Annotated in this window: 28 protein-coding genes; 15 read left to right on the top strand and 13 right to left on the bottom strand. The window is 66.7% G+C overall.

Annotated features, from left to right (window positions below; genetic code table 11):
• Positions 1-72 precede the first annotated feature (72 nt).
• Genes LCM15_RS18175 through LCM15_RS18165 form a run of 3 tightly spaced genes read left to right on the top strand, consistent with a single transcriptional unit; the run spans position 73 to position 3892 of the window.
• A complete protein-coding gene (locus LCM15_RS18175; RefSeq protein ID WP_224858923.1) occupies positions 73-1374 on the top strand; it encodes a flagellar hook protein FlgE in 1302 nt (433 codons plus the stop codon).
• 29 nt (positions 1375-1403) lie between these two features.
• A complete protein-coding gene (flgK, locus tag LCM15_RS18170; RefSeq protein ID WP_224858921.1) occupies positions 1404-2816 on the top strand; it encodes a flagellar hook-associated protein FlgK in 1413 nt (470 codons plus the stop codon).
• Between the two features lie 14 nt (positions 2817-2830).
• Positions 2831-3892, top strand: a complete 1062-nt coding sequence (locus LCM15_RS18165; protein WP_224858919.1) for a flagellin — start codon at positions 2831-2833, stop codon at positions 3890-3892.
• On the opposite strand, the gene LCM15_RS18160 is transcribed toward LCM15_RS18165, so the two are convergent.
• Positions 3860-4633 carry a winged helix-turn-helix domain-containing protein gene (locus LCM15_RS18160; RefSeq protein WP_224858917.1) on the bottom strand — a complete coding sequence of 258 codons (774 nt, stop codon included), beginning with the start codon at positions 4631-4633 and terminating at the stop codon, positions 3860-3862. The genes LCM15_RS18165 and LCM15_RS18160 overlap by 33 nt on opposite strands.
• Positions 4634-4818: 185 nt before the next feature.
• Between LCM15_RS18160 and LCM15_RS18155 the strand changes: the two genes are divergently transcribed.
• From LCM15_RS18155 to LCM15_RS18120, 8 genes are all read left to right on the top strand, one after another.
• On the top strand, positions 4819-5931 hold the full coding sequence (locus LCM15_RS18155; protein ID WP_224858915.1) for a flagellar basal body P-ring protein FlgI: 1113 nt from the start codon (positions 4819-4821) through the stop codon (positions 5929-5931).
• A gap of 11 nt (positions 5932-5942) precedes the next feature.
• On the top strand, positions 5943-6254 hold the full coding sequence (locus LCM15_RS18150; RefSeq protein ID WP_224858913.1) for a hypothetical protein: 312 nt from the start codon (positions 5943-5945) through the stop codon (positions 6252-6254).
• A 5-nt stretch (positions 6255-6259) separates the two neighbouring features.
• Positions 6260-6670, top strand: coding sequence for a hypothetical protein (locus tag LCM15_RS18145; RefSeq protein WP_224858911.1), 411 nt, complete (start codon positions 6260-6262; stop codon positions 6668-6670).
• Between the two features lie 114 nt (positions 6671-6784).
• Positions 6785-7774, top strand: a complete 990-nt coding sequence (locus LCM15_RS18140) for a flagellin (RefSeq protein ID WP_224858909.1) — start codon at positions 6785-6787, stop codon at positions 7772-7774.
• Between the two features lie 116 nt (positions 7775-7890).
• Positions 7891-8817 (top strand): flagellin, encoded by a 927-nt coding sequence (locus LCM15_RS18135; RefSeq protein WP_224858907.1) that lies wholly within the window; start codon positions 7891-7893, stop codon positions 8815-8817.
• A 143-nt stretch (positions 8818-8960) separates the two neighbouring features.
• On the top strand, positions 8961-9398 hold the full coding sequence (locus LCM15_RS18130) for a flagellar biosynthesis regulator FlaF (RefSeq protein ID WP_224858905.1): 438 nt from the start codon (positions 8961-8963) through the stop codon (positions 9396-9398).
• Positions 9367-9777 (top strand): flagellar biosynthesis repressor FlbT, encoded by a 411-nt coding sequence (locus tag LCM15_RS18125; RefSeq protein ID WP_224858903.1) that lies wholly within the window; start codon positions 9367-9369, stop codon positions 9775-9777. Before LCM15_RS18130 ends, LCM15_RS18125 begins: the two co-directional genes overlap by 32 nt.
• Entirely contained in the window at positions 9774-10598 is an 825-nt protein-coding gene (locus tag LCM15_RS18120) for a DUF1217 domain-containing protein (protein ID WP_224858901.1), read from the top strand. The genes LCM15_RS18125 and LCM15_RS18120 overlap by 4 nt, the downstream gene beginning before the upstream one ends.
• Positions 10599-10620: 22 nt before the next feature.
• On the opposite strand, the gene LCM15_RS18115 is transcribed toward LCM15_RS18120, so the two are convergent.
• The 5 genes from LCM15_RS18115 to fliF are packed head-to-tail and all read right to left on the bottom strand — an operon-like array spanning position 10621 to position 15248.
• The gene (locus LCM15_RS18115; RefSeq protein ID WP_224858899.1) at positions 10621-11685 is read right to left on the bottom strand and encodes a flagellar motor switch protein FliG; all 1065 of its coding nucleotides are present in this window, start codon (positions 11683-11685) and stop codon (positions 10621-10623) included.
• A 20-nt stretch (positions 11686-11705) separates the two neighbouring features.
• Positions 11706-12554 carry a flagellar type III secretion system pore protein FliP gene (gene fliP, locus LCM15_RS18110; RefSeq protein WP_224858897.1) on the bottom strand — a complete coding sequence of 283 codons (849 nt, stop codon included), beginning with the start codon at positions 12552-12554 and terminating at the stop codon, positions 11706-11708.
• Positions 12551-12895, bottom strand: a complete 345-nt coding sequence (locus LCM15_RS18105) for a FliM/FliN family flagellar motor switch protein (RefSeq protein WP_224858894.1) — start codon at positions 12893-12895, stop codon at positions 12551-12553. The genes fliP and LCM15_RS18105 overlap by 4 nt, the downstream gene beginning before the upstream one ends.
• The gene (locus LCM15_RS18100) at positions 12892-13566 is read right to left on the bottom strand and encodes a hypothetical protein (RefSeq protein WP_224858893.1); all 675 of its coding nucleotides are present in this window, start codon (positions 13564-13566) and stop codon (positions 12892-12894) included. Before LCM15_RS18100 ends, LCM15_RS18105 begins: the two co-directional genes overlap by 4 nt.
• A complete protein-coding gene (gene fliF, locus LCM15_RS18095; RefSeq protein ID WP_224858891.1) occupies positions 13563-15248 on the bottom strand; it encodes a flagellar basal-body MS-ring/collar protein FliF in 1686 nt (561 codons plus the stop codon). The genes LCM15_RS18100 and fliF overlap by 4 nt, the downstream gene beginning before the upstream one ends.
• Positions 15249-15396: 148 nt before the next feature.
• Here fliF and fliL point away from each other — a divergent pair, with 148 nt between their 5' ends.
• Genes fliL through LCM15_RS18075 form a run of 4 tightly spaced genes read left to right on the top strand, consistent with a single transcriptional unit; the run spans position 15397 to position 17892 of the window.
• Positions 15397-15981, top strand: coding sequence for a flagellar basal body-associated protein FliL (gene fliL / locus LCM15_RS18090; RefSeq protein WP_224858889.1), 585 nt, complete (start codon positions 15397-15399; stop codon positions 15979-15981).
• The gene (locus tag LCM15_RS18085) at positions 15978-16919 is read left to right on the top strand and encodes a flagellar motor switch protein FliM (protein WP_224858887.1); all 942 of its coding nucleotides are present in this window, start codon (positions 15978-15980) and stop codon (positions 16917-16919) included. The genes fliL and LCM15_RS18085 overlap by 4 nt, the downstream gene beginning before the upstream one ends.
• Positions 16903-17274 carry a flagellar motor switch protein gene (locus LCM15_RS18080; RefSeq protein WP_224858885.1) on the top strand — a complete coding sequence of 124 codons (372 nt, stop codon included), beginning with the start codon at positions 16903-16905 and terminating at the stop codon, positions 17272-17274. Before LCM15_RS18085 ends, LCM15_RS18080 begins: the two co-directional genes overlap by 17 nt.
• 6 nt (positions 17275-17280) lie before the next feature.
• Positions 17281-17892, top strand: a complete 612-nt coding sequence (locus LCM15_RS18075; RefSeq protein WP_224858883.1) for a MotE family protein — start codon at positions 17281-17283, stop codon at positions 17890-17892.
• Between the two features lie 254 nt (positions 17893-18146).
• On the opposite strand, the gene LCM15_RS18070 is transcribed toward LCM15_RS18075, so the two are convergent.
• The 7 genes from LCM15_RS18070 to LCM15_RS18040 are packed head-to-tail and all read right to left on the bottom strand — an operon-like array spanning position 18147 to position 25878.
• Positions 18147-19706 (bottom strand): acyl-CoA dehydrogenase family protein, encoded by a 1560-nt coding sequence (locus tag LCM15_RS18070; protein WP_224858882.1) that lies wholly within the window; start codon positions 19704-19706, stop codon positions 18147-18149.
• Position 19707: 1 nt separating this feature from the next.
• Positions 19708-20580, bottom strand: a complete 873-nt coding sequence (locus tag LCM15_RS18065) for an amidohydrolase family protein (RefSeq protein ID WP_224858881.1) — start codon at positions 20578-20580, stop codon at positions 19708-19710.
• 12 nt (positions 20581-20592) lie between these two features.
• Complete coding sequence (locus LCM15_RS18060) at positions 20593-22467, bottom strand: feruloyl-CoA synthase (protein WP_224858879.1); 1875 nt, start codon at positions 22465-22467, stop codon at positions 20593-20595.
• Positions 22468-22488: 21 nt separating this feature from the next.
• Positions 22489-23256: a crotonase/enoyl-CoA hydratase family protein gene (locus tag LCM15_RS18055; RefSeq protein ID WP_224858877.1), complete on the bottom strand. Its 768-nt coding sequence runs from the start codon at positions 23254-23256 to the stop codon at positions 22489-22491.
• A 23-nt stretch (positions 23257-23279) separates the two neighbouring features.
• The gene (locus LCM15_RS18050) at positions 23280-24047 is read right to left on the bottom strand and encodes an SDR family NAD(P)-dependent oxidoreductase (RefSeq protein WP_224858875.1); all 768 of its coding nucleotides are present in this window, start codon (positions 24045-24047) and stop codon (positions 23280-23282) included.
• 11 nt (positions 24048-24058) lie between these two features.
• A complete protein-coding gene (locus tag LCM15_RS18045; protein WP_224858873.1) occupies positions 24059-25339 on the bottom strand; it encodes a TRAP transporter large permease in 1281 nt (426 codons plus the stop codon).
• Positions 25339-25878 carry a TRAP transporter small permease gene (locus tag LCM15_RS18040; RefSeq protein ID WP_224858871.1) on the bottom strand — a complete coding sequence of 180 codons (540 nt, stop codon included), beginning with the start codon at positions 25876-25878 and terminating at the stop codon, positions 25339-25341. The genes LCM15_RS18045 and LCM15_RS18040 overlap by 1 nt, the downstream gene beginning before the upstream one ends.
• Positions 25879-25882: the final 4 nt, after the last annotated feature.

Below are 25882 nucleotides of genomic sequence, written 5' to 3'. Positions count from 1 at the left end.
TGGTGTAACCGGGATCTGGTATTTGGTTCGGGAACGGTGGGCTATCACCGGCACAGAAAAGGCGAGGCGGACATGAGCATTTCCAACGCGATGGCATCCGGGGTCAGCGGCCTGATGGCGAACTCCAAGGCTGTCGAGAAGATCTCCTACAACATCGCGAACGCGGACACCGTCGGCTATCGTCGCAGCTTCTCGCAGATGGTCACGTCCGGCTCGACCTCGGCCTCCGGCAGCTTCTCGACCGGGGTCGCCACCCGGGTGACCCACTCGAACACCGCCGAAGGCGGGTTCATGGACACCGCAGTCGCCTCGAACCTCACGATCACCGGCAGCGGTTTCTTCGTGGTGAACTCGAACATCGACGCGTCGCACACCTCGGGCAACATGTTCACCCGCGTCGGCAGCTTCGAACCCGACGAGAACGGCAATCTGGTCAATGCAGCCGGCCTCTACCTGATGGGCTTCGGCTATGGCGATGACGGCACTCTCGGCGCCGTGGACCGGGCAAGCTTCAACGATCTCGAGCCGGTGAACATCGCCAACCAGACGATCAAGGGCACCGCAACGAGCGCGGTCTCGGTCTCGGGCAACCTGCCGTCGCAGGAGACCGGCCTCGACACCCCGGGCGACGCTTTCGTGACCTCGGCGGAGTATTTCAACGCGCTCGGCGAATCCGAGCGGCTGACGCTCTCGTTCCAGCCCTCCACCAACAACGACGAGTGGGTGGTGACGGTCTCGGACAAGACGACCGAGTACGGCAGCTTCACGATGTCCTTCAACGACACCGGCGCAAATGCCGGTGCGCCGGCGGGCTACGGAAACGTCAACGTCAGTGCCGCGGCGCCGGCGGGCTTTGCCTTCGACCCGGCCACCGGCGAGATGACCCTGACGATCGACAACGGCACCGATCCGCAGGTCCTCACCATGTCGCTCGGCGCGCCCGGCAGCTTCGACGGCCTGACCCAGTTCTCGGGCGACTACACCCCGATGACGGTCAAGCCCAACGGCAGCGAGAGCGGCACGCTCACCCGGGTCGAGTTCGACGAGTTCGGCGATGTCTGGGGCGTGTTCGACAACGGCACCCGCAAGACGCTCTACTCGATCCCGCTGGCGACCTTCGCCAACCCCAACGGGCTCGAGACCAGCAACAACTCGACCTTCCACGTGTCGAACACCTCCGGCAGCTACTACCTCGGCCAGCCCGGCACCGGCGAAACCGGCACGATGACCTCGGGCGGGGTGGAGTCGGCCAATGTTGACATCGCCGAAGAGCTCACCAGCCTGATCCAGCGCCAGCGGGCCTATTCCTCGAACGCCAAGATCATCACCACGGCGGACGAGATGCTGAACGAAACCGTGAACCTCAAGCGCTGATCGGCGCGGTCGCCGGATAGGAATACCCCATGAGCCTGATCTCCGCCCTGAACGCGGCGCGCAGCGGGATGAGTACCAGCTCCCGCTGGGCGGAAACCGTGTCGACCAACATCGCCAACGCCAACAACGCCAGCTACGCCCGGCGCGAGGCGCAGATCACCACCAACGGGCAGGGCGCCGCGCAGGTGAGCGAGATCACCCGCGCCGTCGAGAGCCGGCTCGACGCCATGTACCGGGGCGAGGTTGGGCGCACGGCGCGGCAGGATGCCATCGCGGCGGGGCTCGAAAACTACACGAGCTTGCTCGGCAATACCGAAAGCACCGACACCGTGCTGACCCGCCTGACCGATTTCCAGAATTCGCTCAGGCTTCTGGCGGTCTCCCCCGCCGACACCGCGCTGCAGCGGGCCACCGTGGGCGATGCGCAGGAACTGACGCAGGCGCTGAACCGCGCCGGCGACAATCTCGAGGCGGCGCTCGACGGGGCCGGGGAGGGCATCGCGTCCGACGTGGCGGTGGTGAACAGCACGCTCACGAAGATCGCCGGGCTGAGCGAACGGCTCGCCGGTCAGGGCCAGTCCGCCGAGGCGCGGCTGGCGCTGCAGGACGAGCTTGGCGCCGAGCTCGACGCGCTGTCCGAGCACATGGATTTCACCACCCGCACCGACAGCAAGGGCCGCATCGAGCTGTTCACCGGGGGCGGCACGGCGCTGATCTCCGGCGGCGAAGCGGAGACGTTGAGCTTCGATGCCAATACCGGCATCCTGAGCGCGGGCGCCATCGAGATCACGCCCGGCGTCCCCGGCAAGCGCGGCATCTCGGAAGGGTCCCTGTCTGGCAAGATCGAGCTCTTCAGCACCGTCCTGCCCGAGATGCAGAGCCAGCTCGACGAAGTGGCGCGGGCATTGATCGACGGCATGGTCGAAGCCGATGCCAGCCTTGCCGCCGGCGAGGCGGGCCTTTTCACCGACAACGGCGCGGCGCTCTCGGATCCGTTCGAGCCGGGGCTGGCCAGCCGGATCTCGGTGAACGACGCCGTGGTGCCGGAAGCGGGCGGCTCGCTCTGGCGCATCCGCGACGGCGTGGGCGCGGCGGGCCCCGGCGCCGCCGGCGACAATACGCAGGTGACGGCGTTCATCGACACGCTCGACGGCGCGATGAGCTTCGACGAAAGCCTCGGGCTGGGCGACAACAAGAGCCTGCCGAGCTACATCTCGACGCTGATCGCCAGCCAGAACACCACCCGCGCTAGCGCCGAGACCTCGGCCGAGAGCCTCGCGGCGGGCGCCATCGCGGTGCAGAGCTCGCGGCTGTCCTTCATGGGCGTCAATGTCGATGACGAGCTGCAGCAGCTTGCGTCGATCCAGCAATCCTACAATGCCAACGCGCAGACCCTGTCGGTCGTCTCCGAGATGCTCGACACCCTGCTCGGCGCCATCTGACCCCGGAGCCCGCGATGATCGGTTTCACCCGTGCCCCCTCGACGCTCTACAGCAATCTGCTGCGGCGCAATGCCAATGCCGAGATGCAGACCCAGCTTGCCAAGGCCGAGCAGGAGCTGGCGACCGGCATCAAGAGCGACATCTACAAATCCCTCGGTCCGAGCGCCTCGGAGGCGCTGAACGTGAACGCGGCGCTCGAGCGCGACAAGGCGCAGATCGCCGCCAACGCGCTTCTCGGCGGCCGCCTCGACACCATGAGCGGCGCGCTGGGGTCCATGGGCGAGGCAATCCAGAGGACGCTGGATCTCTCGATCGCCAATGCCGGCACCAATGGCGGCACCGCCGAGGGTATTCAGATCGAGGCCAAGGCCTCCCTCGACGCCCTGCTGTCGATGGCGAACGTCAATTACGGCGGCATCCCGCTGTTCGCCGGCCCCAGCGACGGCACCTCGGCGATCCACGACTACGACAGCCCGCGCGCCGATACCGGCCTGACCCCCAAGGCGGTGATCGACGGCATTCTCGCGCGCGGTCTTGGCACTGCCGCCGAGGCGGGCGCCCGCATTGCGGAGCTTGACGCGATCTTCGACAACACCGCCGCCGACCCGGATCAGACCTTCGATGGGCTGTTCTACACCGGCGCCGCCGGGGGCGCCCCGATGTCGGTGGGCATCGGTGACGGCATCACCGTGACCTACGGCGTGCAGGCCAATGACGAGGCGTTCCGGCAGGTGTTGCAGGGGCTGACGATGCTGGCCTCGACCGACGTGTCCGAGATCGACGATCCCGCCGCCTACGAGACCTGGATCTCGACCGCCAACGATCGTCTCAGCACCGGGCTCGCGGGCCTGCTCGACAGCCGGATGAAGCTCGACACCGCGTCGGTCAGGATCGACGAGGCCAACACCCGGATGGAAGACCGGGCCAGCCTCTACAAGGCGCGCGTGGCGGAGATGGTCGAGGTCGACAGCTACGAGGCGGCGACCACGATCACCGCGCTCGAGACCCAGCTTCAGGCAAGCTACGCGGCCACGGCCAGACTGTCACAGCTGAGCTTTCTGAACTTCATGCGCTGATCCCGAACCGGCGGCGACGCGGAGGCGCGCGGGACGGTCCTGCGCGGTTTCCGCCTCGCTGTCCGGGGCGAGCTTGTAGCCGCGCCCGCGAATGGTGCGGATATGCGGGTCGCCCGAGGGAGACATCTCTTCGATCTTCTTGCGGATCCGGCAGATGTAGACGTCGATCACCTTGTCGAAGGGTTGGTCCTGCGCCATGCCGTAGACCGCGTCGTAGATCACCGATTTCGACACCACCCGCGGCGCCGCCAGCGCGATCTGCTGAAAGATCGCCAGCTCGCGCTGCGACAGCTTCATCGGCTGGCCGCCGACATCGGGGTCGCGGCCGTCGAAATAGGCGGTGATGTCGCCGATCCGCAGGGCACCCGCGGCATGTCCGTGGAAGCGCCGGGTGATGGCGTTGACGCGGCTGCGCAGCTCGAGCCCGGTCACCGGCCCGACGATGTCGTCATCGGCCCCCGCATCGAGCGCATCCATCGCCGCTTTCGGGTCGCGTGCCATGCGCAGCACGAGGATGGGATTGCGGCAACCGGCGCGGCGCAGGCGCGAGATGTGTTCCACCAGGCGCGGATGCTCGGCCAGAAGGACCGGGCGGTCGGCGTAGCCATCCGCGCCGAGCAGGTCGAGCTCGCGGTCGAACAGGTCGTCGTTCACGGCCACCGGCTCCCACTGGGCCTCGTCCAGCCTGGACAGCAGGCCCCTGAATGCGTTGGACCGCGGCTCGTAAAGATAGATATGCACCACGCACTCCCGATGGGCCCTCGGACCTTGTTATCCATGAGCGAACACGACGATCATGCTTTGTTAAGGCGGAGCGGTCAAGCATTAGACAAGGATAGTCTGAGTATCCTTGATTTAATCGTTGCTGATGACCCCTGTTCCATGTTTAATCTTGAGGTAACGCAACACGATCCAACCGGAAGCCCATGCGGATTGCAGCCTGCCTCTTTGCGCTTATCGGCGCGCTCAGCCTTGCCCTGCCGGCGCAGGCCGATGTCCGGATCAAGGATATTGCCACGTTCGAAGGCGTGCGTGAGAACCAGCTCGTGGGCTACGGCCTCGTGGTCGGCCTCAACGGCACCGGCGACAGCCTGCGCAATTCCCCGTTCACCGAGAAGAGCATCGAGGCGATGCTCGAGCGGCTCGGGGTCGGCAACCTGTCCGACGACAACATCAAGACCACCAACACCGCCGCGGTCATGGTCACGGCCATGCTGCCGCCCTTTGCGCGCCTCGGCTCGACCATCGACGTTGTGGTCTCCTCGCTGGGCGACGCCACCTCGCTGCGGGGCGGCACGCTGATCGTCACGCCGCTGACCGGCGCCGATGGCGAGGTCTACGCGGTGGCACAGGGGCCGATCGCGGTGGCCGGCTTCTCGGCGACGGGCGTTGCGGCCTCGATCACCGAGGGCGTGCCCACGGTGGCGCGGATCGAGAACGGTGCCACGGTCGAGAACGAGGTCGATTTCCAGCTGTCGTCGCTGGACTCGGTGCGCATCACGTTGCGAAACCCCGATTTCACCACCGCCGTGCGCATGTCGGACGCTATCAACGACCGGCTCGGCGGCAGCTCGTCGCGCGTGCTCGACTCCGGCACCGTCGAGCTTGCCATTCACGGCGCGGGCAAGGGCGACGTGCCCGGGGTGCTGTCGGAGGTGGAGAACCTGCGGCTCGAGCCGGACAGCATCGCCAAGGTCGTGGTCGACGCCAAGACCGGCACGATCGTGATCGGGGCCAATGTGCGCATCGACCGCGTCGCTGTCAGCCAGGGCGGTCTGACGGTGATGGTGCGCGAGGATCCGGTGGTCAGCCAGCCCAACCCGATCACCATCGGCGGCACGACCGTGGTGGTGCCGCGCACCACCGTGGGCGTCGACGAACAGGAGGCGCATTTCACCATCCTAGAAGGCGCCGACGTAAGCCTGCAGCGGCTCGTCGATGCGCTCAACGCCATCGGGCTGAGCGCGACGCAGACGATCTCGATCCTGCAGGCGATCAAGGCCGCCGGCGCCTTGCACGCCGATCTGGAAATCATCTGAGGGGCCCTGCGATGGACGTGAACACCAGCATGGCCGCGCTTCAGGTCACCGGGGCGCAGGTGGCGCAACCCGGTGCCGCCGCACCCGCGGCGCCCGCCAGCGCGATCAAGGAATTCGAGGCGATGTTCCTCACCCAGATGGTCGACGAGATGCTCAAGCAGGTCGAGATCGGCGATTTCGGAGGCGGGCAGGGGGAAGAGACCTGGCGCTTCTTCCTTGCCGAAGCCTTCAGCCGCGAGATCGTCGATCAGGGCGGGGCGGGACTCTCGGCCAGCCTCGAGCGGGCGCTGTCCGCCTACAGCCAGACCCGAGAGATGGAGTGACGCCGATGTCCGAGATGACCCATGCCGAGGCGACGCAGCTCATCGACCGCCTCGCGCGCCTGCTTCGGGACGAGATCGCCGCCATCGGGCAGGGCCAATTGGCGCGCGTCGAAGAGCTGTATCCACGCAAAACCGAGCTTCTGGGCGAAATTGAGACAGCATTTGGATCGGCAGAAAAATATTTCGGGCGTGACGATCCGCAGAGCCAGAAACTGCGCAATAAGCTCGATGAGCTGCGCGATCTCATCCACACCGATCTGGCGCTTCTGAAGCGAATGACCCAAGCCACAGGGGATGTCGCGCGCGAAATCGAAAGAATCCGGGATCGTCAAAGCCTTCGCGGACTCTATGATCGTGACGGCACCCCCAAGGACGGACCTGTGACTCCCTCGCAACGGTTCGACAAGTCGATCTGAATCGACAAAATCAAAAATTTACACTGTTTCGATTTCGCGTGTTACGCCTGCGATACGGCAGGACCGTTTTCGTCAGAAAGACGAAGGACAACGATAGAAATCGGAGCAGAATAAATGTCCTCTATCAATACCAATGCCAGCGCGATGAACGCGCTGTCGACCCTGCGACAGATCAACTCGAACCTCGAGAGCACGCAGGGCCGCATCTCCACCGGCCTCAAGGTCGAGTCGGGCAAGGACAACGCAGCCTACTTCCAGATCTCCGAGACCATGAAGGGCGACAGCTCGGTCTACGCATCGATCAACGAAGGCCTGACCCTCACCAAGAACTCGGTATCCACCGCACGCCTCGGCGCCGAGACCATCAACGGCCTGGCACAGCAGTTCCTCGACAAGGTGGCCTTCGCGCAGGGCGCGACCGGCGGCCATGCCGAGATCGAGAGCGATCTCGCCGAGCTGGTCAAGCAGATGGAAACCACGCTGAGCCAGTCGACCTTCAACGGTGACGACATGCTGGGTGCGGGCTCCTACACCGACATCGTGGCGGGCACCGGTGGCTCGACCAACGCGGTGGCCGGTGTCGACGGCGCCATGGCGACTGCCGCAGTAAACGGCGCAGCAACCGTGGGCGCTGATCGGGAAGTCGTGACCGGCATCAGCCGTGCCGGCACCTACAAGACCACCTCGATCACCGTGGGCACGCACGACATGGCGTCGCTCGTCGCGTCGTTCAAGGCCATCGTCGAAGTCGCCGGCACCACCAACGGCGGCACGGCTGTCGACGGTTTCGGAGAGACCGCAGCTGCCGCCGACGCAACGGACAACTTCCTTGCCACCGCGCTTGCGACCTCGGAAGACCTTGTCGGCCAGGTGACCGACATCGCAACCAAGCTCGGCCAGTCGGAGAAGTCGATCGAGAACCAGCAGGAGTTTCTCTCCTCGGTGGTCGACAACATCGACGCCGGCGTGGGCTCGATGATCGATGCCAACATGGAAGAAGAAGCCGCCCGTCTCCAGGCGCTTCAGGTGCAGCAGCAGCTGGCAACCCAGTCGCTGTCGATCGCCAACCAGGCACCGCAGAACATCCTTTCGCTGTTCCGCTGATCCAGTACCACCCGATCCGCCAGTCCGGGCGTACCGGGCTGGCGGGTCTCCCCACTTAAAATAATAGGTTTCCGTCAGAATGACGGACAGTAACGATAGAAAACGGAGCAGTTACAATGTCTTCCATTAATACCAATGCAAGCGCAATGAGCGCGCTGTCGACCCTGCGTCAGATCAACTCGAACCTCGAGAGCACGCAGGGCCGCATTTCCACCGGCCTCAAGGTCGAGTCCGGCAAAGACAACGCCGCATATTTCCAGATCTCCGAGACCATGAAGGGCGACAGCTCGGTCTACGCGTCGATCAACGAAGGCCTGACCCTCACCAAGAACTCGGTTGCCACCGCGCGCCTCGGTGCCGAGACCATCAATGAGCTGGGGCAGCAGTTCCTCGACAAGGTGGCCTTCGCGCAGGGCGCCACCGGCGGCCAGGCCGAGATCGAGAACGATCTCAACGAGCTGGTCAAGCAGATGACCACCACGCTGGAGCAGTCGACCTTCAACGGCGACGACATGCTTGCAGCCGGGGCCGCAGCAGGCACCGCGGCAGCAGTCGCTGCCGCGACGGGTGTCCTGACATCCGCTGGTGACTCGGGCGGCGCCGCTCCGACGGACCGCAACGTGGTGACCGGCATCAGCCGTGCCGGCACCTACAAGACCACGTCGATCACCGTGGGCACCCACGACATGCAGAAGCAGGTCGCAAACTTCGCGGCCATCGCGACGGGCTTTGCGGCCAACGCAGAGGCCGCCACCGGCGAGGCCTTCCTTGCCGGTGTTCTGGCGTCGACCGAAGGTGTTGCCGGTGCTGTCACCGACATCGCCACCAAGCTCGGCCAGTCCGAGAAGTCGCTCGAGAACCAGCAGCAGTTCCTCTCCTCGGTGGTCGACAACATCGACGCCGGCGTCGGCTCGATGATCGATGCCAACATGGAAGAAGAGGCGGCCCGTCTGCAGGCGCTTCAGGTGCAGCAGCAGCTGGCGACCCAGTCGCTGTCGATCGCCAACCAGGCGCCGCAGAACATCCTGTCGCTGTTCCGCTGATCCGGCCGGGTGGCGCTGACCACCGGCTGACCTGACAATGGGGGGCGCCTCCGGGCGCCCTCTCACCAACGGAGCTCCGGATCAACCGGGCCCGCGTGACGGAACACCCCGCGACGAGCCGGGGGAGAAAAGGCAATAATCGAATGAGCATCTCGGCATACAAACGCACGATCCGCGAGAGCGCCTCGCCGAAGCAGATCGAAGCCCGCGTCTTCGCCCGCATCACCGGCGCAATGGAGCAGCATCGCCCGAACTGGCTCGCGGCCCGCGACAAGTTCGCGCGCACTGCGGTTCTGGCGCATGGCCTGCGCGACGCCGTGGCGGAGAACCGCGTCCTGTGGAGCAGGCTCCGCACCGATCTGAGCGATGACAACAACCAGCTTCCGGCCGACCTGCGCGCCAACCTGATGTCGATCGCCCTGTGGGTCGATCGCACCTGCGGCGTGGTGATCGGCGGCGGCGACGGCCTTCCGGCCCTGATCGACGTGAACCAGAACATTCTCGGCGGCCTCGCCGGCCAGCGCCCGACCCCAGCAGCGGTGAACCAAGATGGCACTCAATCTCACGCTCAAACCGTTTGAACGCTTCGTCGTCAACGGCTGCATGATGCGCAATGGCGGTCGCAAGTCGACCGTCACGGTCGAGAACCGCGCCGACATCATTCGCGAAACGGATCTGCTGAAACCGGATGCGGCCTCGACGCCCGTCCGGATCGTGTATTTCCTGATCCAGAACGCGCTGATCGAGCCGGCCCGCCGCGAGCGGCTGCTCAAGGAAATCCAGACCCGCCTCGCCGCGCTGGTGCCGGTGTTCGGAGACGAGCTGCGCCAGCATGTCTTCGAGGCGGCCAACAATGTCAGCCGGGGCGAGTACTTCACCGCGCTGCGCGACCTGCGCCCGCTGATGAAGCGCGAGGACGAGGTCTTCGGGCCGAACACGTCGGAGCTTGCCGACGCATGATCTCGATTGCGGGGATGTCGAGCACGGTAGCGCTGCAGCTGATCAACGCCACCGAGGACAAGGATCAGGAGCTGATCCGGAAGGAGCCGCAGCACGCCCGCGAGATCGCGTATTTCCTCGACAACATCGGCGACGTCGAGAATGTCGAGGATCTGACCGGCGATTACCGCCTCTACAGCTTCGTGATGAAGGCCTACGATCTCGAGGACCAGATCTTCGGCAAGGCGATGATGGAGAAGGTTCTTAAGAGCGACCTCACCGACCGCAGCGCGCTGGTCAACCGGCTGACGGATTCCCGCTTCAAGGAGATCCACAAGGCCATGGGCTTCGGCCCCGAGGGGCAGGGCAACCTCAACACCATCGATGCCAGCTGGAAAGCCGCGGTCGTCGACAAATATGTCGACACGCAATACGTCAACGGCAAGGATGACGAGAACGGCGCCATCGGCACGGTGCTCGAGTTCCGCCGCAAGGCCGGCGGCATCAAGTCCGCCTATGACATCCTGCGCAACAGCGACCTGTCCGAGTTCTTCCGCACGGCCTTTGGCCTGCCCGAGGCGCTGGCGGGCATCGACATCGACAGGCAGGCCGCGATCATCAACGACAGGATCGATCTCGAAACCCTGTCGGACCCCGAGGTCGTCGACGATCTGGTGCGGCGTTACGTGGCGATCAGCGATGCGACATCGGGCACCGCCACCAGCTCGAACGCGGCCGTGACCCTGCTGTCGGGTGCGCTCAGCGCCGCGTCGGGGAGCTATATTCCCGCCACCATCGACATCACCGCGATCCAGGGCTTCGGCGGCTACAAGACGCGCTAGCGCCCCGGGCCTCCGGTCAGCCTCAGAAGATGTCCTCGTCGTCCTCGCCGAAGGGCAGGCGGACCTGATCGTCGTCGGCAAGCTGGCGGGCGTAATCGAGCATCAGGGCCTGCGCCGCGTTCACGTCGCGCCGGCGCACCGCGCCCATGGTCTCCATCTCTTCGGTCAGCATGTCGCGCGAACGCGCGGGCAGCGCGGCGAGGAAGGCGTCGCGGGCGATGTCGGTGGCGCCGCGCAGCGCCGTGGGCAGGGTGTTGCCCGGCACGCCGCGCATGATCTTGGCGAGGTCCATCGCCTCCATCTTGGCGAGATCCTCGAAGGTGAACATCTTGGCGCGGATGGCGTTGAACGTGTCGGGGATTTTCTCCTCGAGCTCGGGCGCCATGTTGTCAAAGGCGTTTCGGTCGAGCTTGTTGAACAGGTCGGCCATGCGCTGGTGCTGCTCGGCGGTGGTCGGCTGGGCGCCGGCGTTCATGATGTCGGCCTGCAGCGATTCCTCGATCTGCTGCATCATGTGATGCGGCACCGCTTCCATGCGGATCATCCGCTCGACCACGTTGTGCATCTTCTCCGGGCCGAGGATCGGCAGCACCTTGGCGGCGACGTCGGTGTTCACGTTCGACAGGATCGCCGCGATGGTCTGCTCGTGCTCGCCCTTGAGGTAGTTGGCGATGACGTTCTCGGAGAGCGCGTTGAACCGGGCCCAGAGATCGCGCTCCTTCAGCGGGCCGCGGATGTCCTTGAGGATGCCGTCGACCTTGTCGCCCGGCATCAGCGAGCGCAGCAGGTTCTCCGCCGCCGCGAACGAGCCGACGACGCCGGCGCCATTGGTGATGTCCTGCACGAAATCGGTCAGCACCTGCTCGACGGTCTCGGACGAGATCGAGCCCAGCCCCGACATCGCCCGGGTCATCTGCTGGATTTCGTCGTCGTCGAGCTGCTGCAGCAGCGCCGAGCCGCGTTTCTCGCCCAGAGACAGGAACAGCACCGCGGCCTTCTGCGGGCCGGTCAGCTTCTTCGGGCGCCGGGCCGGTTTTCCCGAACCCGTCGACGAGGAGGTCGCGCGCTTGATGTCTGCAGCGGCCATGGCCTGCACCCTTCCTTACGCTACCCGCCGCCTGCGAGCGGGAGATAGCTTTCCATGAGAGACCCGGCCAGCATGTACCAGCCGTCGATGAGGACGAAAAAGATCACCTTGAACGGCAGCGAGATCAGCACCGGCGGCAGCATCATCATGCCCGCGCTCATCAGCACCGAGGCGACGATCAGGTCGATGACCAGAAACGGCAGGTAGATCAGGAACCCGATCGAGAAGGCCCGCCGCAGCTCCGAGATCATGAAGGCCGGCACCAGCTCGCGCCAGCCCACGTCCTCGGCGCTTTGCGGTGCCGGTGCGCTTTCCTCGGCAGGCACGCGGCCCTCGCTGCGCGCCGCGATATCGCGGAACAGCGCGAGATCCTTCTCGCGCGTGTTGGCATACATGAACAGCTTGAACGGCTCGCCGACCCGCATCAGGGCCTGTTCCTCGGTGATCGAGTTGGCCATCAGCGGCTGCACGCCGCCTTCCCACGCATCCTCGAAGACCGGCTGCATGACGAAGAAGGTCATGAACAGCGCCATCGAGGTCAGCACCATGTTGGGCGGCGACTGGTTCAGGCCGAGCGCCGAGCGCAGCATCGAGAACACGATCACGAAGCGGGTGAAGCTGGTCATGATGACCAGCAGCCCCGGCGCCAGCGACAGCACGGTCATCGCGGCGATGAGCTGGATGATCCGTCCCGACAGCGTGGCGCGCTCGTCCGAGCCCGCTGGCGCCGAGCTCAGCGCGTCGCCGATGGCGCCCAGCAGGTCCGAGCCTGCCGATTGCGCATGGCCCTGCGTCGCGGCCAGCCCGCACAGCCCCGCTGCCAGCAGGCAGAGAGGGACCGCTCTGGAAAGGCCGCCGCACCGGATCATGTCTCGGACACGTAATCCTTGACGATCTCGATCAGCGAAACGCCAAGCCGGTCGTCCTCGAGCTTCACCAGATCGCCGCGCGCGACGAGCCGGTCGTTGATGACCACCTCGACCGGCTGGCCGATGCTCTTGTCGAGTTCGATGATCGAGCCGCGGCTGAGCTTGAGAAGCTGCGCGATCGGCATCCGGGTCTGGCCCAGAACGATCTGCACGTTCAGCCCGACATTGAGCATCGCGTCGATGCTGTTGCTGCCGCCCTTGCTGGCTTCTTCGGCGGCGGCCTCTTCGGCCACGGCCTGCACCACGGTGTCCTGCCCGTCGTCTCCGAGCTCTTCGCTCATGTCCTGCTCTCCTGCCTGTCCCGTTCGAGGCTTCGGTCGATCTCGTCCCGCGTCTTGCCCAGCGAGGACAGGATGCGGGCACAGATGTCCTTGAAGCTGTAGGCCATCACGCCGTGATCCCATTCGGCGCGCACGTCGCCGGCGGCCAGATCCGGGTCCGCCTTGATGTCGATGCGCCCGCCAAGTCCGGCGACCCGCGCGGCGTGCTGCACCTCGGCGCCCGAGCTCTCGACCGCGCCGGGGGCGAACCAGATCCGCAGCACCGCCGAGCCGAGCGCCATGCGCACTGCGTTCTTCGCCTCGCGCTCGGCCTGTCCCGTGGCGAGCGCCGCCAAGACATCCGGGGCGAGTTGCTCGAACACCTCGAGCACGAAGCCCACCATCTGGGCCTCGAGCGTGGCGTGGTGCCGGTCGGCATCATCGATGAGCTGGCGCAGGGCCGGGGTCACCGCCTCGAGCGCAGACAGCTGGCGCTGGCTGGCCGAGGCTTCGGTGGCCTGCAGCGTCTCGGTCTGGCCTTGCGCAATGCCGGCCTCGAAGCCCTCGCGGCGGGCGTTGACCACGGCCTCTTCGAATTGCGCGCGGGTGAACACCGCGCCGATCACCGGCTCTTCGCCGCGGCGGGCGGCGTCGATCTCGGCGTCGAAGTTGCGGTCGAAGACAAAGCTCATGCGTTCGGCCCTTCCGCCAGCCACGATCGGACCACGGTGATCGCGCCCTCGGGTTCGCGTTCAATGAGCTCGCTCACGGTGTTGATCAGGCCGCGCGGCACGCCGCCCTGAACCGCCGCCAGTTCGACCATCTCGTCGACGCCGGGGGGCAGGGGGTCAAGCACGGTGCCGCTCTGGTAGACCGGCGGCTCGCCGCTGCCCTGCGCGCTCGCCCCGCCGGAGGCTGCCGCCGTGCTCGTCGCCGGCAGGTTGGCGGAAGACGAGGCAAGGCTGGGCAGGTCGGCGCCACCAGCGTCGGCCAGCGCCGGCTGGTCGAACACCCGGTTCAGCGCCGGGCGGACGCCAAGCGCCAGCACCGCCGCCACCAGCGCCAGCGCGAACACGCCGCGCAGGATGGTGCCGGTGTTCTCGCTCAGGGTCTGGGCAAAGCTGCGCGACACCGGCTCGCCGACATCCATCGAGTAATCCATGAAGCGCAGGCTCACCACCTCGACGCTGTCGCCGCGGGCCTCGTCGAAGCCGATGGCGCTCTGCACCAGCGCCTCGAGCCGCTGCAGCTCTTCCTGGCTGCGCTCCTCGTAGTCGACCGAGCCGCCATCCTGCACGTTGTAGATGCCGTTCACCAGCACCGCGACCGAGACCTTCTCGATGTCGCCCGGCTCGCGCACCGTCTCGGAGGAGGTGCCGCCGATCTCGTAATTGACGATCTCGTTGGTGCTGTTGGCCGTATTGCGGTTGTTGCCCGGCACGTCGGCGGCCAGCGCCGCGGGGATGTCGTCGGCAACGCCGACCTCGCCCCGTGCAGCGGACTGGTCTTCGCGGGTTTCCTCGCGGGTTTCGGTCGAGCGCACGACGCGTTGCTCGGGGTCGTAGGTCTGTTCGCGCACCACCTGCCGCTCGGTGGTGAGCTCGACGCTGACCTGCACCCGCGCGTTGCCGGCGCCGACGCGGGCGCTCAGGATCTGGGCGATGCGCTGGCCGAGCCGGTCCTCGATCTGGGCGCGGGCCGATTGCAGCGAGGCTTCGCTGCCCGCCTCGCCATCGTCGGAGAGGATGGTCTCGCCGGTGGCCGACAGCACGGTGACCTGCGCCGGCGCGAGATCGGGCACCGCCGAGGCGACCAGGGACCGGATCGCTCGGGCCTGCCGCACGCCGACCTGACGCGAGCCGCGTACGATGACCGAGGCCGAGGGGCGCGGGCGTTCGCGCGAGAACGGCTCGCGCTCGGGCAGGACGAGGTGCACGCGGGCGGCCTCGACCCCGTCGATGGTCTGGATCGAGCGGGCCAGCTCTCCCTCCATGGCGCGGGCACGGTTCACCCGTTGCATGAAGGTGTTCATGCCAAGCCCGCTTGCCTCGTCGAAGATCTCCCAGCCCGGGGTGCCGTCGTTCGGCAGGCCCGCACCGGCCAGCAGCATTCGCGCCCGCGCCATATCCTCGCCGGGGACGCTGACGGCGGTGCCCGCCATGTCGGTCCGGGACCGGATGCCGGCCTGCTCGAGGGATTCGACCATGCGCCCAGCCTCGGCGGGAGAGAGGTCCCGGTAGAGCGCCACGTAGTCCGGCGTGGTGACCGCGGAAAGCCCGAAGAACATGGCGAAAACCATCGCGATGCCAGCCCCGCCAAGGACCGACAGGCGTTTCCATCCCAGCGATTTCAGATTGTCTAGAATGCCCTGCACGCGAAGTTCTGCCTATTCCCCTATCTCGTCCAAGGATAACCATAATTATTCTTGACCGGCAAGAACTAGCTCACCTTTTATACTTGTATTGAATGCTCGTTCTGCGCATTGTGGTGCAAGATTAGAACAGCTTCGAAGAACAGGGGCGATGACCGACTCAACCGGGACATCCCAAGACGCCAAGACGCCGAAAAAGAAGACGCTGCTGCGCGTCCTCGCGTTGCTGTTGCTCTGCGTGGCAGCGCTCGCGGGCGGCTTCGTGGCGTCGGTCGGGCCGCAGGGCGCGCTCAAGCTTGTCGGACTGGCGGGCGAGTCCAAGGACGACGCGGCGGCCTCTGACGAGGCGGCTGCCGACGGTCACGGTGACGGACACGGCGCCGCCGCCTCGTCCCACGCGGGCCTTCCGGGCGAACACATCGTGGTCACGCCGTTCCAGGAGATCATCGTCAACATCACCGCGACCACCGCAACGGGGCGGCAGACCACGCGCTTCCTGAAGCTCAACCTTGCGTTGGCCTATGACACCCGGATTTCCGGCGCCGAGAACATCGAGAGCCGCAAGCTCTTTCTGCGCGACAGCTTCCAGGAATACCTGCGCCAGCTCAACGAGAACGACCTGCAGGGCTCGATCGGACTGGTGCGGCTCAAGTCCGAGCTTCTGCGCCGCGCCCGCGCCATCTCGGACAGCGACGCGCCGCAGGAATTCCTCATCGCGGACCTGATCGTACAATGAGCACCGCACGCGCCCTCACCCCCGACACCCGCGCCGTCGAAGAGCTGATCGTCGAACGCGCGAGACTTTCCTACGCCCGGCAGCCGATGCTCGAGGTGGTGTTCGACCGCTTCGCCCTGTCGCTGGCGCAGACGCTGAAAAGCTATCTCGGCGCGATGGCCGAAGTCAGCCTCGGCGGCATCGACTATCTCAGCTGTCAGGACGCGCTCAAGGACCAGCCCGATCCCGCGTTGATCGCGGTCACCACGGCGGAGGAATGGGGCGGCACCATCGCCGCGATCATGCCCCCCGAGCTGCTCTTCGGGATCATCGAGATCACCTTCGGCGGGCGAACCGTCGCCGCGGGCGAGAAGAAGGCGCGCAACTTCACCAGCATCGAGAAGCGCATCGGTCAGAATTTCACCGAGAAGGTCCTGAGCGAGCTGTCGGACGCCTTTGCCAAGGTCACCCCGGTATCGTTCGCCGTCAGCCATCTCGAAACCAACCCGAAGGCGCTGCTGCTGGCCCCGCCCACCAGCGCCTGCGTGCGCGCACGCCTGACCATCGACATCGAGGGGCGGGTCGGCGAGATGGTCTTCGTCCTGCCCAACACCGCCTTCGAGAAGGTCAGCCACATCCTGTCGCAGCAGTTCACCGGCGGGCAGCTCGGCGGCGACAGCGGCTGGCGGCTCAAGATGACCGACATGCTCGGTCACACCAACCTGCCGATGTCGGCGGTGATGGGGCAAGCGGTCCTGCCGATGCGCGATGTTCTGGCCTGGGCGCCGGGGCAGGTGCTCGATCTCGGCATCCAAGTGGATGACCCGGTGACGCTGTGCTGCGCCGGCAAGGATATCGCCCGCGCCGAGGTCGGCCACCGCAAGAACGGGCGGATCGCGCTGAAACTCTCAGAAAAGCTCTACGAAGAAGAGGACTCCTCCGATGGCCGTCGTGATTGATATCGCTATTCTTGTGTTGCTTGTGGGTACCTTGACCTATGCTTGGGTGGTGGATCGTCGGGTGCGCAACCTGATGCGTGTCCTGCGCGAAATGGAGCCGATGATCGGCACCTTTTCCGAGGCCGTGGATCGCAGCGAGAGCACCGTTTCGGTGCTGCGCTCGCTGGGCCAGCAGGCCGAGCCCAAGGCGCGGCCGCAGCGAGAACGCGAGCGGGAGCCGGAGATGACGCGGGCCGAGCCGTCCTTCCGCACCAGCCGCGAGCGGCCGTCGCGCCCGGCCGGAGCCACCAAGGCCTCGGGCAAGTCCGAGCTGGTGCGCGGCTTCTTCGAAACCGTCCGTCAGCGCGAGGCCTGATCCCGAATGCGTCCGATCACCTTCGTTCTCGCCGGCCTCGCCCTCGCGGTGGTGGCCAAGATCGGCGTCACGCTGATGGATGAGCCCGGCTTTCCGAGCGCCGACGACAACGCGCCCTTCGTGAGCGCCGCCTCCGCAGCCGCCACCGATGACGACACCTCTGCGACGACGCCCGAGCCGAAGGTCTGCAAGGCCCCCGAAGAGCTTCTCGCCTCGATCCAGCAGGAGCGCGACCTGCTCGAGGCGCAGAAGGCGCAGCATGCCGAGCGCGAGGCCGAGCTGGATCTCGTGGCCGAGACGCTCGAGGTGGAGCAGCAGCGGCTCGCCGATCTCAAGACCGAGCTCGAGGCGCTGCTCGACAAGGTGAAGGCGGCGCACACGTCGGATGTCGACCGGCTCGTGGCGCTCTACCGGAACATGAAGCCCAAGGACGCCGCGGCGATCATGAACGATCTCGACATCGAGGTGTCGGTCATGGTGCTCGGCACGATGAACGAGCGCGACGCGGCACCGATCATGGCGGCGCTGACACCGGTGCGGGCGCGGGCGATTTCGCAGATCATCCTCGAGCGCTCCAAGCTGCCGGGCGATCAGCGACTGGGCGACATCAAGCTCTGAGGTCTTCGGGGGTCGGCCCGGTGCTGCAGACCCGCCGGGTCGGCTCGCGTTCCGCTCAGGGGGCCTTGTCCCGGCTAAGGCACAGAGGCGCAGAGCGCGCGGCTTTGCGTCACCGCGCCGGGTCTTGATGATAGCCTTGAAAGCGACCGGCTGGCGCGGACGCCGCAGGGGCGGTCGCGCCCTCCTCCCTCAGGAGACCAGCACCCCCGCTCAAGCACAAAGCCCCATAACATCGCGCAAGAACGCGCGCGGCCCTACCACACCGCGCGTTGTGCTTTGACCTTGCCGGCCAGCCTCTGCAGCCGCGCGGGGTCGGATGCGTGATCGCCGCCCGCGGCGATGCGGGCCCATGCCGCCCTGTAGGCGAGCGCGCAGGTCGCCTCCATGAAGGAATGCGCCTCCTCCCCTGCCTGAGCCGAGGAGGCGATGCGCTTGGCCTCGGCCTCCCATTGCGCCGCGGCCTCTGCAAGCGACGGGTCGCTCTCGCGCAGGAAGGCGGCAAAGGCCTGCGCCCCGGCTCCGTCGTTGCGCGTCAGCGAGCGGGTTGCGGTGGTGCGGGCCTGGATGCCGTTGGTGCCTTCGTAGATGGCGCAGATCCGGCTGTCGCGCCAGTTCTGCTCGGCACCGTATTCGCGCAGGTAGCCGTAGCCCCCCATCACCTGAATGGCGAGATCGGCGGCGCGGCTGCCGGCCTCGGAGCAGAAATACTTGCACACCGGGGTCATGAACGCGACGAAATCCGGCTCGGTGCCAAGCTCCTGCGCGACCAGCGTGATATGGCAGAGCGCCCGCCCGCCAAGTGCCAGCGCGTCGCACGCGTCGATCATCCGCGCCACGTCCGGGTGCCGGTCGATGCTGACAGCCGCCCCGTCCCCACCGCGGCTCTGCTTGCGCTCGGCGGCGTAGGTCTTGGCAAGGTCTGCCGCGCGGGCCGCGTGGGCGACGCCCTGCAAGCCCACGTCGAGCCGGGCGTGGTTCATCATCGCGAACATGGCCGCGAGCCCGGCCCCCTCGGCCCCCACGAGCTCGGCCTGCGCGCCATCGAAGGCAAGCTGGCAGGTGGGCGAGGCGTGCAGACCGAGCTTTTCCTCGATCCGGGTCACGGTGACGGCATTGCGCGATCCGTCCTCAGCGATGGCCGGGCAGGCAAACAGGCTGAGCCCGCGGATCCCGTCCTCGGGGGCGCCGGTGCGGGCGAGCACGAGATGCAGGATGTTGTCGGTCATGTCCTGATCGCCGCCCGAGATGAAGATCTTCTCGCCCGTGAGGCGCCAGCGCGCGCCGTCGCGGGTCGCCTTGGTGCGGATCGCCGACAGGTCGGAGCCGGCGCAGGGCTCGGTCAGGCACATGGTCGAGAGCCACGCGCCCGAGGCGAGCGGGGGGATATAGGCCTGCTTCTGCGGCTCCGAGCCAAAGCGCAGCAGCAGCGAGATCGCACCGTGTGCAAGCGAGGTGACCATCTGCAGCGAATGGTTGGCGCCGGTGAAGATCTCGCTCACCGCCGCCAGAACCGGCCCGCCCAGCCCCATGCCCCCGAATGCCTCGGGTGCGGCGATGCCCTGCCAGCCCCCCGCCGAGAGTTCGGCATAGACCTCGGCAAAGCCGTCCGGCATCCGCACGCGCCCGTTCTCGAGCCGACAGCCCTGTGCGTCACCGGGCGCATCGAGCGGCGCGATACGGCCTTCGGCAAACGCGGCGAAATGGCTGGTGATCTCGCCGGCCAGCGCATCGTCCCAGTCCGGCAGACGGTCGGCGCGGGCGACGTGGCGCAGCGAGAACAGGATGTCGTCGGTGGGGGCGTGGAACGTGGTCACGTCAGGCGATTCCGAGCAGCCGCATGGCGTTCTCCTTCAGGATCAGCGGGCGCACCTCGTCGCGGAACTCGGCCTTGTCGAAGGCGTTCAGCCACTTCTCCGGCGCGATCATCGGCCAGTCGGAACCGAACAGCATCTTCTTCTTCAGGATGGTGTTGGCATACTGCACGAGGATCTTCGGAAAGTACTTCGGCGACCAGCCCGAGAGGTCGATATAGACGTTGGGCTTGTGCTGCGCGACCGACAGCGCCTCTTCCTGCCAGGGAAAGGACGGGTGCGCGAGGATGATCGGCATGTCGGGGAAATCCACCGCCAGATCGTCCATGTACATCGGGTTCGAGTACTTGAGCCGCATCCCGTTGCCCGCGCGCATCCCCGAGCCGACGCCGGTCTGCCCGGTGTGGAACAGCGCCGGAACCCCGGCCTCGGCGATCGCCTCGTAGAGCGGGTAGGCCATGCGGTCGTTGGGATAGAAGCCCTGCATGGTGGGGTGGAACTTGAACCCCTTGATGCCGTGGTTCTCGACCAGATCGCGCGCCTCGCGGGCGCCGAGCTTGCCCTTGGCCGGATCGATCGAGGCGAAGGGGATCAGGATGTCCGAGTTCTTCGCGCAGGCGTCGGCGACCTCGTAATTGTCGTAGCGCCGGTAGCCGGTCTCGCGCTCGCTATCGACGGGGAAGATCACCGCCGCGATGTTCATCTCGCGGTAATGCGCGGCGGTCTCGTCGATGGTCGGCGGGTGCGCCCAGGGCGCGCCGAAATACTTCGCCATCGTCGACTGAAGCTCGTCGTAGCCGTCATCGGTGTGACAGCCGCAGGCCTCCTCGGCGTGGGTATGGAAGTCGATCGCGCGGATGTTTTCGAAATCGATCATGGTCAGTCCTCCTCAGACGCGGATCAGCGCCGGGTCTTCGTTGTCGTAGAGCCGCTCGAGCAGGTCGGCCCGGCGGGTCAGGATTTTCTTGATGTTGAGCGAGCCCTTGTCGGTGATCTCCTGATGCTCGAGCGAGGGCGGCTCGGCGAGCACGACGGCCCGGGTGATGCGCTTGGCCGAGCCCGAGACATGCGCGTTCATCTCGCGCAGCTTGACCTCGATCCGGGTCATCAGATGCGTGTCGGTGACCGCGCCCTCGGTGACCTCTCCGGGCTCTGCCACGCCCGGGGCGGGGAAGACGAACAACCCCACCTCGCCGCGGTCATGGCCGCAGATCACCACGTCCTGCGCGAGACCGGCCAGCTCCTTGAGCGCACTCATGCGCAGGTTGCCGGCCTGCACCCAGGTGCCGGTATCGAGCTTGAAATCCTCCGAGACGCGGCCGTCGAAGACAAGGCCGCGGTTGGCGTCCTCGGGATCGACGAAACGCACCGCGTCGCCGGTGATGAGGAAGCCGTCCTCGTCGAAGGCTTGCGCGGTCTTCTCGGGATCGTCGTAGTAGCCCGGCATGATGTTCGGACCCTTGACCCGGATCTCGCAGCGCATGTCGTCGTCGGGGATGAGCTTCAGCTCGACCGCCGGCAGCGGCACGCCGATCACCCCCGAGCGCCCGAGCGGCTCGTGCACCATGACGCAGGCCGGCGCGGTCTCGGTCAGGCCCCAGCTCGAGATCATCATCGGCAGGCCACCACGGGCGCGCAGGCAGAACTGCTCGAGCGCCTCCCAGACCTCCTGCGGCAGCGAGGCGCCGGCGTAGAACAGCAGCTGCTGGTCCTTGAACAGATGCTCCTGCGTGGCGGGATCGTCCTTGATGGCCTCGACCAGCATGGACCAGCCCACCGGCACGTTGAAGGCCAGCGTGCCCGGGCGGTCGGTGCGGTTCTTCAGCGTGGTCGCAAAGCCGCGCCCGGTGGGCTTGCCGTTGTCGATGGTCAGCGTGCCGCCATGGCTCAGCATCATGTTGACGTTGTGCGAGCCCCCGAACACGTGGTTCCACGGCAACCAGTCGGTGATGCGCGGCGCGTGGTCCTTCAGGAAGGGCAGGGCGACCTCCATCTGAACCTGGTTCACGCAAATCATCCGGTGCGTGGTGAGCACGCCCTTGGGGTCCGAGCTCGAGCCGGAGGTGAAGAGGATCTTCGCCAGCGTGTCCGGCCCCACCCGGGCATGGGCGGCGTCAAGCTCGGGGCTTTCCTCGGTCTGAACCAGCGCCGAGATCGGCGTGACCGGGCGACCGGCCTCGCCGCGCGCGGCGACGATCTCGACATCGGCAAGCTGCGGCAGGGCCAGCGCGGCCGCGTAGCGTGTGGCGTCGTCGACGAAGGCCATCTTGGGCCTCACCTTGTCGAGCACGTAGATCAGCCGGCCATGAGCCTCGGGGATCAGCGAATATTGCTCGGCCAGCGGCACCACCGGGACGCCGATATACTGCGCCGCGAGCGACAGCAGCAGGTGGTCGAGCCCGTTGCCCGACAGCATCGCGATGGTGTCGCCTTCGCCAAGCCCGCGGGCCAGCAGCGCCGAGGCGATGGCCCGGACCTGCTGGAGCAGCTCGAGATAGGTGATGTTGCGCCAGCCCGGCCCCTCGACCGGGCGCTCGGAGACGGCGACGCGGTAGGGCGCCTTCTCGGCCCAGTCATGCAGCCAGACGCCGGTATTGGCGACCGGCTCGGGCAGCTCGTAGCCCGAGCGCAGCAGGATGCTTCCGTCGGCGCGGTCCTCGCGGATCACCTTGTGCGGGACAAACCGCGTCAGGGTGTGGCGGCGCGCCCAGTCGGCCCGGGCGGCCGGGTCGCTGGGGGCGCGTTCGATGAGGTGGGTGGTCATTGGCTCCTCCTCCCGTCGGTCTCAGCGGAAGACCGGGTTGCGCTTTTCGAGGAAGGCGTTGAGGCCCTCCTCGGCGTCCGGCGTGGTCTGCACCAGTGCGGCAGCGAGGCTCTCGGTGAAAAGCCCGTCCGAGCGTGACATGTCGGCGATGCGGGGCAGGGCGTTGACCATGAAATAGTTCGACATCGGGGCGTTGGCGGCGATCTTCTCGGCCAGCTTGCGCGCCAGCGGCAGCGCTTCGCCTTCGCCCACGCTGTAATGGGCAAGGCCGAGCTGCAGGCCTTCGTCGGCGTTGTACTTGCGGCCCGTGAGCATCATCTCGACCATCCGGTCGGAGCCGAGGATGCGGCCCACGCGCACCGTGGCGCCGCCGCCCACGAAGATGCCGCGGCGGCCTTCGGGAAGCTGGAAGATCACCGACGGCTCGGCGATGCGCACGTGGGTGGCGGTGGCCATCTCGAGCCCGCCGCCGATCACCGCGCCGGTCATGGCGCTGACGGTGATGACGCCGCCGTACTGGATCATGTCGAGCACCCGGTGCCAGTTGCGCGAGTGGTAGACGCCGTCCTCGGCGCTGCGCGACACGTGCTCGGCCAGATCGAGCCCCGAGCAGTAGTGCCCGCCTCGACCGTGCAGGACGACCACGCGGACCTCCTTTGGCAGGCTGTTGTAGAAGGTCTCGATCTCGGCCAGAAGCCCGTCGGACATGGCGTTGCGCTTGTCCTCGCGGATCAGTTCGAGCTCGGCGATCTGCCCGTTGTAGGAGGCTTCGGTATAGGTGCCTGTCATGGTGTCTCTCCTCACTTGGGCGGTCATTTGGGGGCAAGGCGGACGGCGCTGTCGATGCGGATGACCTCGCCGTTCAGAAGGGGGTTCTCGACGATCTGCTGCACCAGCATCGCGTATTCGTCAGGCTTGCCCATCCGCGACGGGAAGGGCAGGCGGGCCTCGAGCGAGGCCTTGGCCTCGGGCGGCAGGCCGGCGCTCATCGCGGTCTCGAAGAGACCCGGTGCGACGGTCATCACGCGGATGCCGAAGCGGGCAAGCTCGCGCGCGGCCGGCAGGGTCAGAGACGCGATGCCGCCCTTCGAGGCTGCATAGGCCGCCTGACCGATCTGGCCGTCCTGATAGGCCACCGATGCGGTGTTGACGATGACGCCGCGGGCGCCATCCGCGTCGATCGGCTCGAGGGCCGCCATCTCGCGCGCGGCGATGTTGAGCACCGTGTAGGTGCCGAGCAGGTTGACCCGCAGGGTGCGCTCGAACAGGTCCACGGTCAGCGCCCCGTCCCGCGGAAGGATGCGCGACGCGGTGCCGATCCCGGCGCAGTTCACCACGATGCGCGGGGCGCTGCCGAAGTGCTCCTTGCAACGGGCAAAGGCCGCCTCGACCGAGGCCGCATCCGAAACATCGGCCTCAACGGCGAGACCCTCGCTCTCGGCGGCGACGGCATCTGCGGCCTCGAGGCTCAGGTCCAGCACGGCGACCCGGGCGCCGGCCTTCGCCAGCCGCCGGACGGTCGCGGCGCCAAGGCCGCTGCCGCCGCCGGTGACCAGCGCGATGGTGTTTTGGATGTCCATGTGGGGGCTCCTCAGAACAGGCCGCGGGTCAGCAGCATGGCGGCGACCAGAGCGATGTCGGCGGCGAGAAACGGCAGGATGCCGGCAAAGATCTGCTCGAGCTTGACGTAATCCCGCGCCACCGAGTGGATGACGAAGACGTTGAGCCCGACCGGTGGCGTGATCATCCCGATCTCGAGCAGCTTGGCGACGAGCAGACCGAACCAGATGGTGTCGATGCCATGCGCGGTGGTCAGCGGCAGGAACAGCGGCAGGGTCAGCAGCAGCGCGCCGATCGGCTCGAGGAACATGCCGAGCGCGATATAGATCAGCACGATGATGAGCAGCAGCCCGGTGGTGCCGAGGCCCATCGCCTCGACCAGCATCCCCACTTCCCGCGAAAGCCCCGACATCGCCACGAGGCGGGTGAAGAGGCCGGCCCCGATGGCGATGATGAACAGCGCGCCCGAGGCGAGGATGGTGTCGACGAGGCTTTCCTTGAAGTTGTCCCAGCTCAGGGAGCGGCGCAGCACCCCCAGCACCAGCGCCATGAACGCGCCGAAGGCCCCGGCCTCGGTGGCGGTGAAGATGCCGCCGAAGAGACCGCCGAGCACGGCGGAGATCAGCAACAGCACCGGCCAGATCTCGAGCGTCTTCTTCCAGCGATCCCCCATGGCGTAGGGCTCGACCGCGGGCAGTCGTTCGGGCGTGCGCCACCAGACGAACAGCACCGCCATGACGTAGAACAGCAGCGATGCGAGGCCGAGGAAGATGCCGCCCATGAACAGCGCGTTGATCGAGCTGTTGGACTGGATGCCGAACAGGATCAGGATGATCGACGGCGGGATCAGCGCCCCGATGGTGCCGCCCGCGGCGACCGAGCCCGTGGCGATGCGCAGGTCGTAGTTGTTGCGCTTCATCTCGGGGATGGCGATGCGGCCGATGGCGGCGGAGCAGGCCACCGACGAGCCCGAGACCGCCGCAAAGCCGCTCGCACCGGCGAGCGAGGCGATGGCGAGCCCGCCGGGCAGCCAGCTCCACCACACCCGCGCCGCCTCGAACAGGCCGCGGGTGAGGCCCGAGTGATAGGCGATGTAGCCCATCAGCAGGAACATCGGGATCGAGCTGAGCGTCCAGCTGGCCGAGGAAGTGTAGGGGATGTTCGACAACATGCTCATGGCCGGGCGCAGGCCGGCAATGCCGCAGATGCCGAGGAACGACACGAAGATCAGGCTGACACCGATCGGCACGCGCAGGGCGATCAGGGCCAGCAGCCCGACGAGGGCCAGAAGACCGACGGTGATCGGATCCATCAGTTCGTCTCCTTATGCGTGGCCTGCAGCTCGTCGAGCGGGTCGTCGGCGCTCAATTCGAACCGGCCGGTGGCGACCTCGATCAGGCGCAGCACCAGCACGAGGGACATGAGCCCGAACGAGATCGGCAGGATCCAGTAGGTGGGCCAGGTCTGGAACACCGTGGTCCCGACCTCGACATAGGCGCCCCGGTCGGTCTGACGGAGCGCGTTCTGCGCCGTCCCCCAGGTCATCGGCACGAAGGCGGCGAGCGCCACGGCGAAGCCGAGAAAGGCGATGAACTGGCGCGGGCGGCCGGTGAGGGTGTCGGTGAAGATCGTCGCCTCGATGTGACGGCGGCGGATTTCGGTCATGGCGAGCGGCAGGAAGCTGATCGCGACCATGTAGTAGCGGCTGACGAGATCGGCGGTGGCCGGGAAGCCCGACCCCAGGAAAGTGCGCATGAAGACGTCGACGACGATCTGCAGCATCATTGCCAGCAGGACGAGCGACGCCAGTACGGCGCTGATCCGGCCGATCCATTTCTCGATGAGGTACATGACC

Source organism: Salipiger bermudensis (assembly GCF_020171625.1).
GTDB classification, from domain to species: Bacteria; Pseudomonadota; Alphaproteobacteria; order Rhodobacterales; family Rhodobacteraceae; genus Salipiger; species Salipiger bermudensis_B.
Note: the sequence above shows the minus strand (reverse complement) of the source record. Positions and strands in the feature narration are given on the sequence as shown.

Excerpts from the sequence above, each read along its gene's own strand:
- flgK (WP_224858921.1), top strand. The coding sequence starts at position 1,404 with ATGAGCCTGATCTCCGCCCTGAACGCGGCGCGCAGCGGGATGAGTACC.
- LCM15_RS18140 (WP_224858909.1), top strand. The coding sequence starts at position 6,785 with ATGTCCTCTATCAATACCAATGCCAGCGCGATGAACGCGCTGTCGACC.
- LCM15_RS18175 (WP_224858923.1), top strand. The coding sequence starts at position 73 with ATGAGCATTTCCAACGCGATGGCATCCGGGGTCAGCGGCCTGATGGCG.
- LCM15_RS18045 (WP_224858873.1), bottom strand. The coding sequence starts at position 25,339 with ATGGATCCGATCACCGTCGGTCTTCTGGCCCTCGTCGGGCTGCTGGCC.
- LCM15_RS18065 (WP_224858881.1), bottom strand. The coding sequence starts at position 20,580 with ATGATCGATTTCGAAAACATCCGCGCGATCGACTTCCATACCCACGCC.
- LCM15_RS18050 (WP_224858875.1), bottom strand. The coding sequence starts at position 24,047 with ATGGACATCCAAAACACCATCGCGCTGGTCACCGGCGGCGGCAGCGGC.
- LCM15_RS18145 (WP_224858911.1), top strand. The coding sequence starts at position 6,260 with ATGTCCGAGATGACCCATGCCGAGGCGACGCAGCTCATCGACCGCCTC.
- LCM15_RS18100 (WP_224858893.1), bottom strand. The coding sequence starts at position 13,566 with ATGAGCTTTGTCTTCGACCGCAACTTCGACGCCGAGATCGACGCCGCC.
- LCM15_RS18105 (WP_224858894.1), bottom strand. The coding sequence starts at position 12,895 with ATGAGCGAAGAGCTCGGAGACGACGGGCAGGACACCGTGGTGCAGGCC.
- LCM15_RS18060 (WP_224858879.1), bottom strand. The coding sequence starts at position 22,467 with ATGACCACCCACCTCATCGAACGCGCCCCCAGCGACCCGGCCGCCCGG.
- LCM15_RS18120 (WP_224858901.1), top strand. The coding sequence starts at position 9,774 with ATGATCTCGATTGCGGGGATGTCGAGCACGGTAGCGCTGCAGCTGATC.
- LCM15_RS18125 (WP_224858903.1), top strand. The coding sequence starts at position 9,367 with ATGGCACTCAATCTCACGCTCAAACCGTTTGAACGCTTCGTCGTCAAC.
- fliP (WP_224858897.1), bottom strand. The coding sequence starts at position 12,554 with ATGATCCGGTGCGGCGGCCTTTCCAGAGCGGTCCCTCTCTGCCTGCTG.
- LCM15_RS18075 (WP_224858883.1), top strand. The coding sequence starts at position 17,281 with ATGCGTCCGATCACCTTCGTTCTCGCCGGCCTCGCCCTCGCGGTGGTG.
- LCM15_RS18115 (WP_224858899.1), bottom strand. The coding sequence starts at position 11,685 with ATGGCCGCTGCAGACATCAAGCGCGCGACCTCCTCGTCGACGGGTTCG.
- LCM15_RS18080 (WP_224858885.1), top strand. The coding sequence starts at position 16,903 with ATGGCCGTCGTGATTGATATCGCTATTCTTGTGTTGCTTGTGGGTACC.
- LCM15_RS18135 (WP_224858907.1), top strand. The coding sequence starts at position 7,891 with ATGTCTTCCATTAATACCAATGCAAGCGCAATGAGCGCGCTGTCGACC.
- LCM15_RS18150 (WP_224858913.1), top strand. The coding sequence starts at position 5,943 with ATGGACGTGAACACCAGCATGGCCGCGCTTCAGGTCACCGGGGCGCAG.
- LCM15_RS18055 (WP_224858877.1), bottom strand. The coding sequence starts at position 23,256 with ATGACAGGCACCTATACCGAAGCCTCCTACAACGGGCAGATCGCCGAG.
- LCM15_RS18085 (WP_224858887.1), top strand. The coding sequence starts at position 15,978 with ATGAGCACCGCACGCGCCCTCACCCCCGACACCCGCGCCGTCGAAGAG.
- LCM15_RS18155 (WP_224858915.1), top strand. The coding sequence starts at position 4,819 with ATGCGGATTGCAGCCTGCCTCTTTGCGCTTATCGGCGCGCTCAGCCTT.
- LCM15_RS18130 (WP_224858905.1), top strand. The coding sequence starts at position 8,961 with ATGAGCATCTCGGCATACAAACGCACGATCCGCGAGAGCGCCTCGCCG.
- LCM15_RS18040 (WP_224858871.1), bottom strand. The coding sequence starts at position 25,878 with ATGTACCTCATCGAGAAATGGATCGGCCGGATCAGCGCCGTACTGGCG.
- fliL (WP_224858889.1), top strand. The coding sequence starts at position 15,397 with ATGACCGACTCAACCGGGACATCCCAAGACGCCAAGACGCCGAAAAAG.
- LCM15_RS18165 (WP_224858919.1), top strand. The coding sequence starts at position 2,831 with ATGATCGGTTTCACCCGTGCCCCCTCGACGCTCTACAGCAATCTGCTG.